The 14,514-nt window shown below is 35.4% G+C and carries 13 protein-coding genes; 9 read left to right on the plus strand and 4 right to left on the minus strand.

The genetic code is table 11. From position 1 onward, the window contains the following. Positions 1-55 precede the first annotated feature (55 nt). From SLW70_RS11810 to SLW70_RS11850, 9 genes are all read left to right on the plus strand, one after another. Positions 56-469 (plus strand): SRPBCC domain-containing protein, encoded by a 414-nt coding sequence (locus tag SLW70_RS11810; RefSeq protein WP_320888611.1) that lies wholly within the window; start codon positions 56-58, stop codon positions 467-469. Between the two features lie 11 nt (positions 470-480). After that, positions 481-972: a TlpA disulfide reductase family protein gene (locus SLW70_RS11815; RefSeq protein WP_320888612.1), complete on the plus strand. Its 492-nt coding sequence runs from the start codon at positions 481-483 to the stop codon at positions 970-972. A gap of 93 nt (positions 973-1,065) precedes the next feature. Continuing rightward, the gene (locus SLW70_RS11820) at positions 1,066-1,365 is read left to right on the plus strand and encodes a nucleotidyltransferase family protein (RefSeq protein ID WP_320888613.1); all 300 of its coding nucleotides are present in this window, start codon (positions 1,066-1,068) and stop codon (positions 1,363-1,365) included. Beyond that, positions 1,358-1,696 (plus strand): DUF86 domain-containing protein, encoded by a 339-nt coding sequence (locus SLW70_RS11825; RefSeq protein WP_320888614.1) that lies wholly within the window; start codon positions 1,358-1,360, stop codon positions 1,694-1,696. The genes SLW70_RS11820 and SLW70_RS11825 overlap by 8 nt, the downstream gene beginning before the upstream one ends. A gap of 271 nt (positions 1,697-1,967) precedes the next feature. Continuing rightward, positions 1,968-2,780: an enoyl-ACP reductase gene (locus SLW70_RS11830; protein ID WP_320888615.1), complete on the plus strand. Its 813-nt coding sequence runs from the start codon at positions 1,968-1,970 to the stop codon at positions 2,778-2,780. 138 nt (positions 2,781-2,918) lie between these two features. Then, positions 2,919-3,965 (plus strand): o-succinylbenzoate synthase, encoded by a 1,047-nt coding sequence (locus SLW70_RS11835; protein ID WP_320888616.1) that lies wholly within the window; start codon positions 2,919-2,921, stop codon positions 3,963-3,965. Between the two features lie 341 nt (positions 3,966-4,306). Then, on the plus strand, positions 4,307-6,643 hold the full coding sequence (locus tag SLW70_RS11840; protein ID WP_320888617.1) for an ATP-dependent helicase: 2,337 nt from the start codon (positions 4,307-4,309) through the stop codon (positions 6,641-6,643). A gap of 66 nt (positions 6,644-6,709) precedes the next feature. Further along, entirely contained in the window at positions 6,710-7,060 is a 351-nt protein-coding gene (locus tag SLW70_RS11845) for a TfoX/Sxy family protein (protein ID WP_320888618.1), read from the plus strand. Between the two features lie 120 nt (positions 7,061-7,180). After that, positions 7,181-7,801, plus strand: coding sequence for an L-threonylcarbamoyladenylate synthase (locus SLW70_RS11850; protein ID WP_320888619.1), 621 nt, complete (start codon positions 7,181-7,183; stop codon positions 7,799-7,801). Positions 7,802-8,014: 213 nt separating this feature from the next. On the opposite strand, the gene SLW70_RS11855 is transcribed toward SLW70_RS11850, so the two are convergent. From SLW70_RS11855 to SLW70_RS11870, 4 genes are all read right to left on the minus strand, one after another. Continuing rightward, entirely contained in the window at positions 8,015-8,743 is a 729-nt protein-coding gene (locus SLW70_RS11855) for a TIGR00730 family Rossman fold protein (protein WP_320888620.1), read from the minus strand. Between the two features lie 263 nt (positions 8,744-9,006). Next, positions 9,007-9,507, minus strand: coding sequence for a MepB family protein (locus SLW70_RS11860; protein ID WP_320888622.1), 501 nt, complete (start codon positions 9,505-9,507; stop codon positions 9,007-9,009). A gap of 93 nt (positions 9,508-9,600) precedes the next feature. Beyond that, on the minus strand, positions 9,601-12,432 hold the full coding sequence (gene uvrA, locus SLW70_RS11865; RefSeq protein ID WP_320888624.1) for an excinuclease ABC subunit UvrA: 2,832 nt from the start codon (positions 12,430-12,432) through the stop codon (positions 9,601-9,603). Positions 12,433-12,706: 274 nt separating this feature from the next. Further along, positions 12,707-14,491 (minus strand): chloride channel protein, encoded by a 1,785-nt coding sequence (locus tag SLW70_RS11870; protein ID WP_320888625.1) that lies wholly within the window; start codon positions 14,489-14,491, stop codon positions 12,707-12,709. Positions 14,492-14,514 lie beyond the last annotated feature (23 nt).

Consider the following 14,514-nt stretch of genomic DNA (forward strand, 5'->3'; position numbering starts at 1 on the left):
CCCAGAGGGGCGACCTGTATATTTAATTAGATTAGATTTTATAAAAAAAATAAAAATGAGCACAGAAAAAATCACCGTTCAAGCGACTATCAACGCTGATAAAAACAAGGTTTGGGATTATTACACCAATCCGAAACATATTGTAAACTGGAATTTTGCCGACCCTAGTTGGTGTTGTTCTAGAGCTGAAAATGATATGAAAGTAGGTGGCGTATACAATGCCCGAATGGAAGCTAAAGACGGTAGTTTTGGTTTTGACTTTAAAGCAATATATACTGAAATCAACCTTGGAGAACAATTTAGCTATGGATTTGAAGGAAGAACGGTTGTTGTTAGTTTAAAAGAAGAAAACAACAAAACCGAAATCACGGTTACTTTTGACCCAGAAACAGAAAATTCTATCGAATTACAGAAGAATGGTTGGCAAGCGATTTTAAACAATTTTAAGAACTATACCGAAGTAAGCTAAAACCATTTCAAATGAAGAAAATTGTATTGGTAGTAGTTTTTATGATTGCTTTGACTGCTCATTCCCAAGAAAAAAGATTGTGGGCAAAATCAGTTATTGATCAAAAAGCGCCTAAACTTTCGGTAGAACAATGGTTGTCAAAGAAACCAAATACCAAAGGGAAATTTGTATTAATTGATTTTTGGGCGACTTGGTGTGGTCCTTGCAAAAGGGCGATTCCAGAATTAAATCATTTTCAAAAAGAATTTGTAAACGATTTGGTTGTCATAGGAATCAGTGATGAGCCTAAAGAACTAGTTGAAAAAATGACAGTTCCAAAAATGGAATATTACAGTGCTATTGACACTTATAAATCAATGAATGATGTGCTGGAAGTAAAAGGAATTCCGCATTGTATCCTAATCGATCCTAATGGTATTGTACGTTGGGAAGGTTGGCCACAACAAGCTGGTTATGAATTGACTTCGTCAGTGATTAAAGGAATTATTGAGAAGTATAGGTAAGGTAATGGTACTTTTTGTATGTTAATCAAATTTATAACCTTTAAGTTAATAATGAATTATTTTGTGTATTTTTGATTATAATTAAAGCGAATCATGAACCTAATCGAACGACATAGAAGTGCTATTCTAAATTTATGCAAAACGCATAAAGTAAAGTCATTGTATGCTTTTGGTTCTGTTTTGACGAATGAATTTAGTAATGAAAGTGATGTTGATTTAATTGTCGATTTTGAACAATTGGATGTTTTGGATTATGGGGATAATTATTATGATCTTAAATTTTCATTAGAGAAAATCTTAAAAAGAAGTGTTGATTTGTTAGAAGAGAAAGCCATCAAAAATCCGTTTTTTAGAAAATCAATGAATCAAAATAAACAATTGATTTATGGATAGGAATGTAAAAACATGGCTCTATGATGTTTTGAGTTCGATAAATGAGATTGAAAGTTATTTTCTTACGGCTCCTAGATCTTTTGAATTATTTCAAAATGATTTAAAAACAAAAAGAGCAGTCGAAAGGAATATAGAAATCATTGGTGAAGCGATGAGTAGAATACTTAAGCAAGATAGCAGTATTGAAATTTCGGATTCTAGAAAAATTGTTGATGTACGAAACAGAATAATTCATGGTTATGATTCGGTTTCAGATGAAGTGATTTGGGGAATTGTAATTAAGAATTTACCTGTTTTGCAAAAAGAAGTTGAAACTTTATTAAATGAATAATAATTAAAAGTTTAAAATATACAAATTCCTGTCTTTCATAGATGGGATTTTTTTTGCTTTCCTGAAAATACCAAATGTTTCTAGTTTACCCCCGACAGAAGTGGCATCCTTGTGGCGGCTGGCGTTTATGCCGCCACAAGATATAACGAATGGCGGGAGCGATTTTCTTAAATACACCTCATATTGTGGTCCTGAAAAATGAAAAAGATTAGGCTATTGCGAGCCAGTGTTGGATTATGTATTTTTGGGTGATTTTATAAAATAGTGAACTATGTACAATTTATTGAAAGGGAAAAGAGGAATTATTTTTGGAGCTTTGGATGAACATTCGATTGCTTGGAAAACGGCGGAACGCGTGCATGAGGAAGGTGGAACTTTTGTGTTGACCAATGCGCCTGCTTCGATACGTTTGGGTGAAATTGATGTTTTGGCTCAAAAAACCAATTCGCAAGTGATTCCTGCTGATGCGACTTCGATTGAAGATTTAGAAAACTTAGTAACTCAGTCGATGGAAATTTTGGGTGGTAAGATTGATTTTGTGTTGCATTCTATTGGGATGTCTGTGAATGTGCGCAAGGGGAATCATTATATCGACCAGAATTATGATTTTACGCAAAAAGGCTGGAATGTGTCGGCAGTTTCTTTTCATAAAGTGATGCAGGTTTTATATAAAAAAGATGCCATGAACGAGTGGGGAAGCATTGTGGCGTTATCGTATATGGCAGCGCAACGTGTATTCCCGGATTACAATGATATGGCGGATAATAAGGCGTTCTTAGAGTCGATTGCCCGTAGTTTTGGGTATTTCTTCGGGAGAGATAAGAACGTACGTGTGAACACGATTTCGCAATCACCTACGGCAACAAGAGCGGGACAAGGAGTGAAAGGTTTTGATGAATTCATTGCTTTTGCTGAGAAAATGTCGCCTCTAGGGAATGCTTCGGCTTTGGATTGTGCCAATTATGCGTTGACGCTTTTCTCTGATTTGACTAAGAAAGTAACACTACAGAACTTATACAACGACGGCGGATTCTCGAATATGGGAGTAAGCCAAGAAATCATGCACATGTTTGAGGAGAAGTAATCTCATTTTCTTGAACCATTAAGGGATTAAGTTTTATTAAGCTCTTGATTCTTAATAATTCTTAATGCCTTAATGGTTTAAAATATTTTTTTTGCTATGTTTAGCTAAAAAAAACATGAATCAATCTGTTTAAAAACAATGAAAGCAACTTACCATAAATACATTCTCGATTTTAAAAGACCCTCCGGAACTTCCAGAGGAGTGATGACGCAAAAAGAAACTTGGTTTATCGTTCTTGAAAAAAACGGTAAAAAAGGAATAGGAGAATGCGGGATTCTCCGTGGATTAAGTGCGGATGATCGTCCGGATTATGAAGAGAAATTACAATGGACGTGTGATAATATTCACTTAGGTAAAGAAGCTTTGTGGAATGCTTTGTTGGAGTTCCCATCGATACAATTTGGTGTCGAAATGGCGTTTCGTTCTTTGGATAGTGAGGACCCGTTTTTGTTGTTTCCATCGGCCTTTACTAACGAGGGAAAACCGATCGTAATAAATGGTTTGGTTTGGATGGGTGACGAGGGTTTTATGATGGATCAAATCAACGAAAAAATTAAGCAAGGTTTTACCTGTATAAAACTCAAAATTGGAGCGATAGATTTCGATAAAGAACTGCAGTTGTTACGCTTTATACGGACTCATTTCCCACCGAATAAGATGGAAATTAGGGTTGATGCTAATGGTGCTTTCGATTTAAATAAAGCTTTAGATAAATTACATCAATTATCTGAATTTAAATTACATAGCATTGAGCAGCCTATTCAAAAAAACAATACTGACAGGATGACAGAGTTGTGTAAAACAACACCTTTTCCTATTGCATTAGATGAAGAGTTGATTGGCGTGTTTGCTTTAGAAGATAAGGAAGCTTTATTACAAAAAATTAAGCCACAATACATCATTTTGAAGCCTAGTTTTGTGGGTGGTTTTAAAGGAACAATGGAGTGGATTATGCTGGCTGAAAAGTATGAAATAGGGTGGTGGATAACGTCCGCTTTGGAAAGTAATATTGGACTGAATGCGATAGCACAATGGACGTATTTATTGCATAATGCCATGCCACAAGGATTGGGTACAGGAGCACTTTATACGAATAATTTTGACTGTCCATTAACAGTTTCAGAAGGGAAGTTGTGGTATGATCAAAATGTGGATTGGGGGTTTGATTTTGATATGCTTTCATAGATGCGGTAAAGCATTTTAAACACATAGAAGCATAGAATTTAGATTGAGCTGAAGGCGCTTTGCTTAGGAGAGAAAAGCATAGGTTTGTTGATTAAAGAATGTTTTTGCAGAATTAAACACTTATAAAAAATTATCTATTTACATTTTAAGAATAAATAACAATTACTTTTCCGATTTTGTAATTACTATTTCCATTTGCTATGATTACTATGTCAAGCGAAGTGACTATTCTACAAAGAAAAAACTATGAACCTATGTGTTTAAAAAAATCTTCCAACTGATTAAAATCCTTTATCAGTATTAACTCTTAAATCCTTATTTTTGCATAAATAGATTTTTTCATGCAACAATACATTTCCCAACTCAACGAAGCCCAACGTCTGCCAGTATTACAAAAAGACGGTCCTATGATTATTATTGCGGGTGCCGGTTCCGGTAAAACCCGTGTATTAACCATCCGAATTGCGTATTTAATGCATCAAGGAGTGGACGCTTTTAATATCTTGTCACTGACGTTTACCAATAAAGCGGCGCGTGAGATGAAAGAGCGAATTGCTTCGATTGTAGGGGCTAGCGAAGCTAAAAATCTTTGGATGGGTACTTTTCACTCTATTTTTGCCCGTATTCTAAGGTCGGAAGCTGATAAGTTGGGGTATCCTTCGAATTTTACGATTTACGATTCGCAAGATTCGTTGCGTTGTATTTCAGGGATTATCAAGGAGATGCAATTAGATAAAGATATTTATAAGCCTAAACAGATTTTGAGTCGTATTTCGACTTTCAAAAATAGTTTGATTACCGTTAAAGCATACTATAACGACCCTGATTTGCAAGAAGCCGATGCGATGGCCAAAAAGCCAAGAATGGGGGAAATTTATCAAAATTATGTAGATCGTTGTTTTAAGTCGGGTGCTATGGATTTTGATGATTTATTGTTGAAAACCAATGAATTATTAACGCGTTTCCCTGAAGTGTTGGCGAAATATCAAAACCGTTTTCGCTACATCATGGTGGATGAGTACCAAGATACAAATCATTCTCAATATTTGATTGTAAGGGCTTTGTCGGATAAGTTTCAGAACATTTGTGTGGTTGGAGATGATGCCCAAAGTATTTATGCTTTTCGCGGTGCTAACATCAACAATATTTTGAATTTTCAAAAAGATTACCAAGGGGTACAAACCTATCGTTTGGAGCAAAACTACCGTTCCACTCGTAATATTGTAGAAGCGGCTAATACCATTATTGATAAAAATAAGGTCAAACTGGATAAGATTGTTTGGACGGATAACGATTCTGGACCGAAAATAAAAGTGCACCGAAGCATGACAGATGCCGAAGAAGGGCGTTTTGTGGCGAGTACAATTTTCGAACAAAAGATGCAAAACCAGCTCAACAACGGTGCATTTGCGATTTTGTATCGTACCAATGCGCAATCCCGTGCGATGGAGGATGCCTTGCGAAAAAGAGATATTCCGTACCGAATTTACGGTGGTTTGTCTTTTTATCAAAGGAAAGAAATCAAAGATGTATTGTGTTATTTGCGATTGGTAGTGAATCCAAAAGACGAAGAAGCTTTGGTGCGTGTGATTAATTATCCTGCAAGAGGAATTGGAGATACAACAGTCGAGAAATTGACTGTAGCCGCTAATCATTACAAGCGTTCTATTTTTGAAGTGATGCAAAACATCGATAAAATTGACTTGAAGCTAAACTCGGGTACCAAGCAAAAACTAAAAGATTTTGTATTGATGATTCGCAGTTTTCAAGTGATTAACGAAAATCAAGATGCTTTTTACTTAACTGATCATGTTGCCAAAAAAACAGGATTAGTTCAAGAATTGAAAAAAGACGCTACTCCGGAAGGAATGATGCGTGTGCAAAATATAGAAGAATTATTAAATGGTATCAAGGATTTTACCGAAGGTCAAAAAGAAATTGACGGAGCTCGTGGTTCTTTGGAAGAATTTCTTGAAGATGTTGCGTTGGCAACAGATTTAGATAATGATACCTCCGACCAAGACCGTGTGGGATTGATGACGATTCACTTGGCGAAAGGGTTGGAATTCCCTCATGTTTTTGTGGTGGGAATGGAGGAAGATTTGTTTCCATCAGCGATGAGTATGAGTACAAGAAGTGAATTAGAAGAAGAACGTCGCTTATTTTATGTGGCTTTAACGCGTGCGGAGCATCAAGCCTATTTAACGTACGCACAATCGCGCTATCGTTGGGGAAAACTAACGGATTGTGAGCCTTCTCGTTTTATTGAAGAAATTGATGGTCAGTTTTTAGAATACTTGACTCCAGCTGAAAGCAATTATCGTTATAAATCGATGATTGACAAAGATATTTTTGACGATGTGGATAAATCTAAATTCCGATTGTCAAAACCTGCTAATGGAACACCACCACCAAAATACAATGCAAATAGTGCATCTAAGCCTGAGGTGAATGTTAGAAAACTAAAGCCAGTAACGGGGAAAGGACCTTCGGGGGGAGCTAATTTATTTGATAACAATTTAGTAGCTGGAAATTTAGTAATGCACGAACGCTTTGGACGTGGGCAAGTTATCCAAATTGAAGGAGTAGGAGCGGATAAAAAAGCCGAAATTAAGTTTGAAGTTGGAGGCCTTAAGAAATTGTTATTGCGCTTTGCAAAGTTGGATATTATTGGTTAACCTTTTTTGTTAAAAAGTTTAAGGTTTGAAGTTTCAAGTTAATGGTGTACCTTTAAATAAAAAGATATGGCTTTTGATGAAATTTTGTCTTTACGAATCCAAAAACAACTTATTGCTGTTCAAATAGTTTTCATTGAAAAGAAGATGTTTGGTGGTAATGCCTTTATGATTCAAGACAAAATGTGTATTGGAGTCATAAAAAATCAATTGATGTTGCGGGTAATGGAAGAGTTTTACGAACCTTTATTAGAAGATAATCATGTGAGTCCGATGAATTTTACGGGCAAAACGATGAAAAATTTCCTGTTTGTCGAACCTGAAGGCTTTACAACAGAAGAGGAATTGTCTAAATGGGTAAAATTAGCCGTTGATTTTGGAGTAAGAGGAATTGTCAAAAGCAAGAAGAAGAAAAAGTAATGATTTGATTCTAGGAGCTACCTATGATAACTATCTCAAGTAAAACGTCTTAGTTTTAAAAATAAAATCTATGTTCCTAAGTGTTTTTAAAGAAATAATAGGCATTAATAAATAAAAAAAATGGCAGAGTTCATCAAAATATACGAAGACAAACCTAGTGAAGCTGCAATAGCTAAAGTGGTTAAGGTTTTAAAAGCAGGAGGATTGGTGATTTACCCTACAGATACTGTTTATGGCTTGGGGTGTGATATTACCAATACGAAAGCACTGGAACGCATTGCTAGAATTAAAGGGGTGAAGCTTGAAAAAGCTAATTTCTCTTTTATATGCCATGATTTAAGTAATTTGTCTGATTATGTACGCCAGATTGATACGGCTACATTTAAGATACTTAAAAGAGCTTTGCCTGGTCCTTATACTTTTATTCTTCCAGGGAATAATAATCTACCAAAGGAGTTTAAGAAAAAAACGACTGTAGGTATTCGTGTGCCTGATAATTCGATTGCTCTGGAAATAGTACGTCAATTAGGAAATCCAATTGTATCGACTTCCATTCGTGATGAAGATGAAGTAATTGAATACACAACTGATCCTGAATTAATTTTTGAAAAATGGCAAAACCTTGTTGATATGGTAATCGATGGTGGCTATGGAGATAACGTAGGTTCAACAATAATTGATTTGTCTGAACACGAGCCTGTGGTCGTTAGAGAGGGAAAAGGAAGTTTGGATATACTTTAGTAGAGAAACAAAATAAATTTAAACCATTAAGAATTAAGAAAATTTAGCTACACAAAGCTTAGTAAACTTAATTCTTAATGGTTTTTATATTTTCGGTAAATGTTTTTAAAAGCTATGTTTTTCTATCCTAAGCAAAGTGACTTTTTCTCCATTAAAAACCTATGAATCTATGTGTTTTTAAAAAAAAACTACACAAAATAAGTTAGTTTAGGTTTAAAAATTCGGTTTCAAATTGTATTTTTTATAGAATGTATCCAAAACCTCTACAACCTCATCAGCGGTATCGACTATTTTTATGATATTTAAATCTTCTGGACTTACTGTTTTTTCACCTTCAATCAGTACTGCTTTAATCCAATCCACTAATCCAGACCAGAAAGTAGTTCCAACCAGTATAATGGGGAATTTAGCTATTTTCTTCGTTTGAATTAAAGTTAATGCTTCAAACAATTCATCCATAGTTCCAAAACCTCCAGGCATGACCACGAATCCCTGTGAATACTTAACAAACATGACTTTTCGAACAAAGAAATAATCAAAATTCAAGTTTTTGTCGGAATCGATATAAGGGTTAAAATGCTGCTCGAAAGGCAATACAATGTTTAGTCCTACCGAAGGACCGCCGCCCAGATGCGCACCTTTATTACCTGCTTCCATGATTCCTGGTCCACCGCCAGTGATTACACCGTAACCAGCTTTTCCTATCTTAAATGCGATATTTTCGGCCAGTTGGTAATATTTGTCTTCGGGTTTGGTTCTTGCCGACCCAAAAATGGTTACACAAGGTCCAATTCTCCCCATAGTTTCGTATCCATTCACAAATTCGGACATGATTTTAAAAATCGCCCAACTGTCATTGGTTCTAATTTCATTCCAAGTTTTTTGCTTTAAACTATCGTGGATTACTTTTTCTTCATCATTATCAAAGTCTTCTAATCTCATATTTTGGTTGAATTAACAACAACTCATAGTAAGAAATGGGTTGTTGTGGTTAGTTATAGTTTTATTTGGAGCTAAATCCAGCTATCCGCTCTATCTTTGCCTGCCTAATGAAGGCAGTCAAAGGATGCCGCTTCTATCTGGGCTAGTCTGGTCCTAACGAATATAACCTATTTTCATAAAAAATCCCAGAATTTCCACACTTATTTTTATGACTTTTATAAGAAATAACGTTTGTAATTTGTAAAAGACAGACTATCTATAAATTAGAAACAAAGTTGTTGAAGTTTTACTGGAATTGAATTCTGAGTTTTTAATTCAATAAAATAGTCCTGTTGCCATTCTTGTGTTTTTTGTGCTTGTTTACTAGTTGTTTTGTCCCAAGGAGGATACACTCTAAAAGCACGTTTTCCTTCTTTTAAGTCAGTTGAAAAAATGCCTTTTTCAATCAATACTTTTTTTGGAAAAATAAAACACCCAGTTTGTGACACCGTTTCACAATGGATAAATACCAAGTCAATACGATCATTTTCATGGAAGGGAGCAATAGGTCTTTCAGGAGTTCTTTTCCATAAAGTTACAAATTGCCCAGTCTTAGTTGGTGTTGTTTTGGCAGTTCTAAAAAGTGCTTTTTTATCATTCAATAGCAATTCACAAGCATTATATTCTTGGCTTTCTAGTTCTAAATAAATACTTTTGATGCCTAGCTTTAACGGATTAAAAATAAGTTCATTGGTTGTTTTTAAAAATATTGGAATAACAATCATAAGAAGTACTTTTTATGAAATGAAATGGTTTTGTTTTATTTAAAAAATGATAGAGAGATTTCTCTAATTTCTTAAATCTGTGTTCCTTCTCTCTTAACTCAATTCCTTTTTTAAAAATTTCGCTGTATAGCTTTTTTTGTTGTTACTTACTTCTTCAGGTGTTCCTGTTGCCACAACTTTTCCACCACCTTTACCACCTTCAGGACCTATATCGATAATGTAATCGGCAAGTTTTATCACATCCATATTGTGCTCGATAATCAGAATGGTATTTCCTTTTGCGACCAATTTATTAATTACCTCCATCAAAACACGAATGTCTTCAAAATGTAGTCCGGTAGTAGGTTCGTCAAGGATATAAAAGGTGTTTCCTGTATCTTTTTTAGATAATTCGCCAGCTAGTTTAATTCGCTGTGCTTCTCCACCTGATAAGGTTGTACTTTGTTGTCCTAGCGTAATATAGCCCAAACCTACATCTTGAATAGTCTTTACCTTACGGTGAATTTTAGGGATATTCTCAAAGAATGGAACGGCCTCATCCACGGTCATATTTAATACATCCGAAATGGATTTTCCTTTGTATCGAATTTCGAGTGTTTCACGGTTAAAACGTTTTCCTTGACAAGTTTCACATTCCACATATACATCAGGTAAGAAGTTCATTTCAATGGTTCTCACACCTGAACCCTGACAAGTTTCGCAACGCCCACCCTTTACGTTAAAACTAAAACGTCCCGCTTTGTATCCACGGATCATACTCTCGGGTGTCATGGTATATAGCTTTCGGATTTCCGTAAAAACTTCGGTATAAGTAGCAGGGTTGGAGCGAGGGGTGCGACCAATTGGACTTTGGTCAATATCAATTACTTTATCAATATGTTCTAGTCCTTCAATTTTCTTGTAGGGTTGTGGTTTTTTGACGCCATTGAAAAAGTGTGCGTTCAAAATTGGGTAGAGCGTCTCGTTGATTAGAGTCGACTTTCCGCTTCCTGAAACTCCTGTCACACAAATCAACTTTCCTAAAGGCAATTCAATAGAAACATTCTTTAAGTTGTTTCCAGTTGCACCAGTTAGTTTTAACGATTTTCCGTTTCCTTCACGACGTTTTTTAGGAATTTCAAACTTCAGTTTTCCATTTAAGTATTGCGCTGTAATGGTATCTGAGGCAAGGGTTTCGGCTGGAGTTCCTATACTGATAATCTCTCCTCCAAATTTTCCCGCTTTTGGACCAATGTCAATCACATAATCCGCCCGTTCCATCATGTCTTTATCGTGCTCTACAACAATTACCGAATTCCCAATATCACGTAATTGTTCTAGTGAACGTATTAATTTTTCATTGTCTCTTTGGTGTAAACCAATACTTGGTTCATCCAAAATATACAATACACCTACTAATTGCGAACCAATTTGAGTTGCTAATCGGATGCGTTGAGCTTCTCCTCCCGAAAGTGATTTTGAGCTTCGACTCAATGCTAGGTAGTCTAAACCAACGTTCATCAAGAATGCTAATCGATCTTTGATTTCCTTCAAAACTTCAGAGGCAATCGCCATTTGCTTTTCTGATAATTTTTTGTTCAAATCATCAAACCATGCCGTCAAATCCGAAATGTCCATAGCGCACAGTTCGGTTATACTTTTTTCATTGACTCTAAAGTAGTTGGCTTCTTTTTTTAAACGTGAACCTTCACATACAGCACAGTCAATCTCGTCCATGAATTCCTTGGCCCAACGTCTAATAGTTGTTGAGCCACTTTCATCGTGTTGGTTTTTGATGAAATGAGCAATTCCTTCAAAATCAATTTTGTATTCACGTGTTACACCCAAATCTTTTGAGTTAACTGTAAATTTATCTTTTCCTCCATTTAAAATCATCTCCATCGCTTCGTCTGAAATACTTTCGATAGGATCAGTGATTTTAAACCCAAAACGCTCTCCAATGATCTCCAATTGCTTGAAAATCCAGGATGATTTGTATTCGCCCAAAGGCAAAAAACCACCCGCTTTGATTGATAATTTAGGATTAGGAAGTATTTTTTTGATATTGATTTCGTTCACCGTTCCCAAACCTTTACAATGGTCACAAGCTCCTTTTGGAGAGTTAAACGAAAATAAATTGGGTTCTGGGTTTTGGTACGAAATACCAGTGCTTGGACACATTAAGTTTCGGCTGAAATAACGTACTTCATTGCTGTCTTGGTCTAAAACCATCAAAACGTTTTCTCCATGATGCATCGCTGTATTAATGCTTTCACCCAGTCTTTTTGCTGTGTCGGGAGTCGTGTCAATTGCCATTCTGTCCACCACAATTTCAATGTCATGGGTTTTATAACGATCGAGTTTCATTCCGGGGGTAATATCTCTAATTTCACCATTAACCCGCACTTTAAGGAAACCTTGTTTGGCAATTTGTTGAAATAATTCGCTATAATGTCCTTTCCTAGCCTTGATAACAGGTGCTAGTATATTGATACGCTTGTTTGTGAAATCATTTACAATCAAGTCTTTAATTTGCTCATCAGAGTAAGAAACCATTTTCTCACCCGTATTATAGCTGTAGGCATCGGCCGCACGTGCATAAAGCAAACGTAAGAAGTCATATATCTCCGTAATCGTCCCCACTGTGGAACGCGGACTTTTACTAGTTGTTTTTTGTTCAATGGCAATCACTGGTGAAAGCCCGTCAATTTTATCCACATCAGGACGTTCTAATCCGCCCAAAAACTGACGCGCATAAGCCGAAAAAGTTTCGACATACCGACGCTGTCCTTCGGCGTAAATCGTGTCAAAAGCTAAAGAGGATTTTCCAGAGCCCGAAAGTCCTGTAATTACAACTAACTTCTCTCTTGGAATAGAAATATCTATATTTTTAAGATTGTGTACTCTCGCACCCAGTACTTCAATTGTATTGTCTGTATCTAGCATAGTTTTTGCAAAAAAGCAAAGTTACCATTTTGATTGATTCTTTCCGTACAACAGTTGGCAAGTTTCTGTTAAAATCATACTGTATATGATGATAATAGATGCTTTTTTAAAACAGTTACAAAATATAAGGTATTAGACTAAGGAGCTAGAAATGAGATTTCTCAAAATTGGTTTAATTTTTCTAATCTGTGTGCTATATATTTTTAAGCTAATAGAATATTTGAAAAATTAAAACTTAAATGACTTATATGTTTAAATGACATGCAAATAAGAATTATTCTATTGTCATAGCTTTTAGTTTACTGCGATAGGCTTCAAGAGCCTCTGATTTAGAGATAAATCCAAAGTATTTTTCATCTTTAATCACAGGTAGGAAGGTTCGTTTTGTTTTTTCAAATTTATTCATAACGACTTCCATACTGTTAAATGGATAAATGATATCTGCTGGTGGAATCATGATATCTTTTACCAAAGTGTATTTTACACGGTATTTATTAAAAATAATCTCGCGAATATTATTAAAATGAATAACTCCTAATAAATGTTGATCTTTGTCAACTACTGCAAAAACAGATTGATTCGAATGCGAAATTAAATCAACCAATTTTTCAAGATTTTCATCTGGTGATAGTGTTAGATAATCGGTATGAATAATTGAGTTCGTATTTAGGGTTGAAAGCACGTTAGTGTCTTTGTTGCTCGTAAAAGCATGTCCTCTTTTAGCTAATTCTTTTACATCCATGGAGTGTTTTTCAAATCGTTTTGATATAGCAAAACTGATAGAAGCTACAATCATCAATGGAAGCATTAAACTGTAACCGCCAGTGATTTCGGCAATCAAGAAGATTGCGGTTAATGGAGCATGAAATAATCCACTCAAGATTCCTGCCATTCCCACCATCGTAAAATTACTAATTGGTAAATGGGTTAGTCCTGTTAAGTTGATTGCTTTTGAAAATACATATCCAACATAAGAACCTACAAAAAGAGAAGGGGCAAAATTACCTCCATTACCTCCGGAACCTAAGGTGATCGAGGTAGCAAAAACTTTGACCATCATTGTTGCGCCAACGAATATTAAGATAATCCAATTATTATTTTGGTATGAACTAAACAAGGTGTTTTCGAGTAAATCACCTGCATTATTTTCTGCTAGTGTTTTGATGCTTTCATATCCTTCGCCGAAAAGTGTTGGAAAAACAAAAATTAGCACGGCTAATAAAGATGCACCAAAAAGTGCCTTCTTATAAGGATTCATTCTCATATGTGAGAAGAAATGCTCTGTTTTTTGAAAATTTCGAGTGTAGTAAATAGAAATAAAACCTGTAACAATACCTAATAAAACATAAAATGGAATTTTATGATAATCAAATTCTTGTTGTTGTTTTACATTTAACAATATAGCTTCGTCTAAGGTAATCACCGAAACTAACGCGCCAGTAGCGGCAGCAATCATAATGGGAGTAAAAGCCGAGATGCTCACATCGACTAATAAAAATTCGATGGCAAATAAAACTCCTGCAATAGGGGCGTTAAAGGCAGCAGCAATACCAGCCGCAACACCACAACCAATAAGTAAAGTTCGGTCTTTGTAGCTGAGTTTGTAATTTTGAGCAAAGTTTGAGCCAAAAGCAGCTCCAGTAACCACAATTGGGCTTTCTAAACCCGCGGAACCTCCTAAGCCTACAGTCAAGGAACTCGTCACAATATGAGCGTACATTTGTTTACTAGGTATAATGCTTGCTTTTTTGGCTACTGAATACAAAATTTGCGAGGTGCCTTTTTCGATAGTTCCTCCTAATAAACGTTTGATAACAAACACCGTTAGTAAAAGACCTGCAATAGGTAAAATACTATTTATAAAACTTAGTTTTAATATTTTATTGATACTAGTAGCAAACTGGAATACCCAATGTGCAAATGATTTCAAAACAATAACAGCAAAAGCTGAACTTATACCTACCAATACACTTGAAAGGAAAATAAATTGTTTTTCCGTCAAGATGGATTGAGATAAAGCGACAATACTTTCTAATTTAGAAATATATTTTTTGAACATTTTGGTTTGTTTTTTACAAGAGC

Origin of the sequence: Flavobacterium sp. NG2 (genome assembly GCF_034119845.1) — a bacterium.
Classification (GTDB): Bacteria; Bacteroidota; Bacteroidia; order Flavobacteriales; family Flavobacteriaceae; genus Flavobacterium.

Coding starts and splice junctions, on each gene's coding strand:
- SLW70_RS11810 (WP_320888611.1), top strand. CDS start 56: ATGAGCACAGAAAAAATCACCGTTCAAGCGACTATCAACGCTGATAAA.
- SLW70_RS11815 (WP_320888612.1), top strand. CDS start 481: ATGAAGAAAATTGTATTGGTAGTAGTTTTTATGATTGCTTTGACTGCT.
- SLW70_RS11820 (WP_320888613.1), top strand. CDS start 1,066: ATGAACCTAATCGAACGACATAGAAGTGCTATTCTAAATTTATGCAAA.
- SLW70_RS11825 (WP_320888614.1), top strand. CDS start 1,358: ATGGATAGGAATGTAAAAACATGGCTCTATGATGTTTTGAGTTCGATA.
- SLW70_RS11830 (WP_320888615.1), top strand. CDS start 1,968: ATGTACAATTTATTGAAAGGGAAAAGAGGAATTATTTTTGGAGCTTTG.
- SLW70_RS11835 (WP_320888616.1), top strand. CDS start 2,919: ATGAAAGCAACTTACCATAAATACATTCTCGATTTTAAAAGACCCTCC.
- SLW70_RS11840 (WP_320888617.1), top strand. CDS start 4,307: ATGCAACAATACATTTCCCAACTCAACGAAGCCCAACGTCTGCCAGTA.
- SLW70_RS11845 (WP_320888618.1), top strand. CDS start 6,710: ATGGCTTTTGATGAAATTTTGTCTTTACGAATCCAAAAACAACTTATT.
- SLW70_RS11850 (WP_320888619.1), top strand. CDS start 7,181: ATGGCAGAGTTCATCAAAATATACGAAGACAAACCTAGTGAAGCTGCA.
- SLW70_RS11855 (WP_320888620.1), bottom strand. CDS start 8,743: ATGAGATTAGAAGACTTTGATAATGATGAAGAAAAAGTAATCCACGAT.
- SLW70_RS11860 (WP_320888622.1), bottom strand. CDS start 9,507: ATGATTGTTATTCCAATATTTTTAAAAACAACCAATGAACTTATTTTT.
- uvrA (WP_320888624.1), bottom strand. CDS start 12,432: ATGCTAGATACAGACAATACAATTGAAGTACTGGGTGCGAGAGTACAC.
- SLW70_RS11870 (WP_320888625.1), bottom strand. CDS start 14,491: ATGTTCAAAAAATATATTTCTAAATTAGAAAGTATTGTCGCTTTATCT.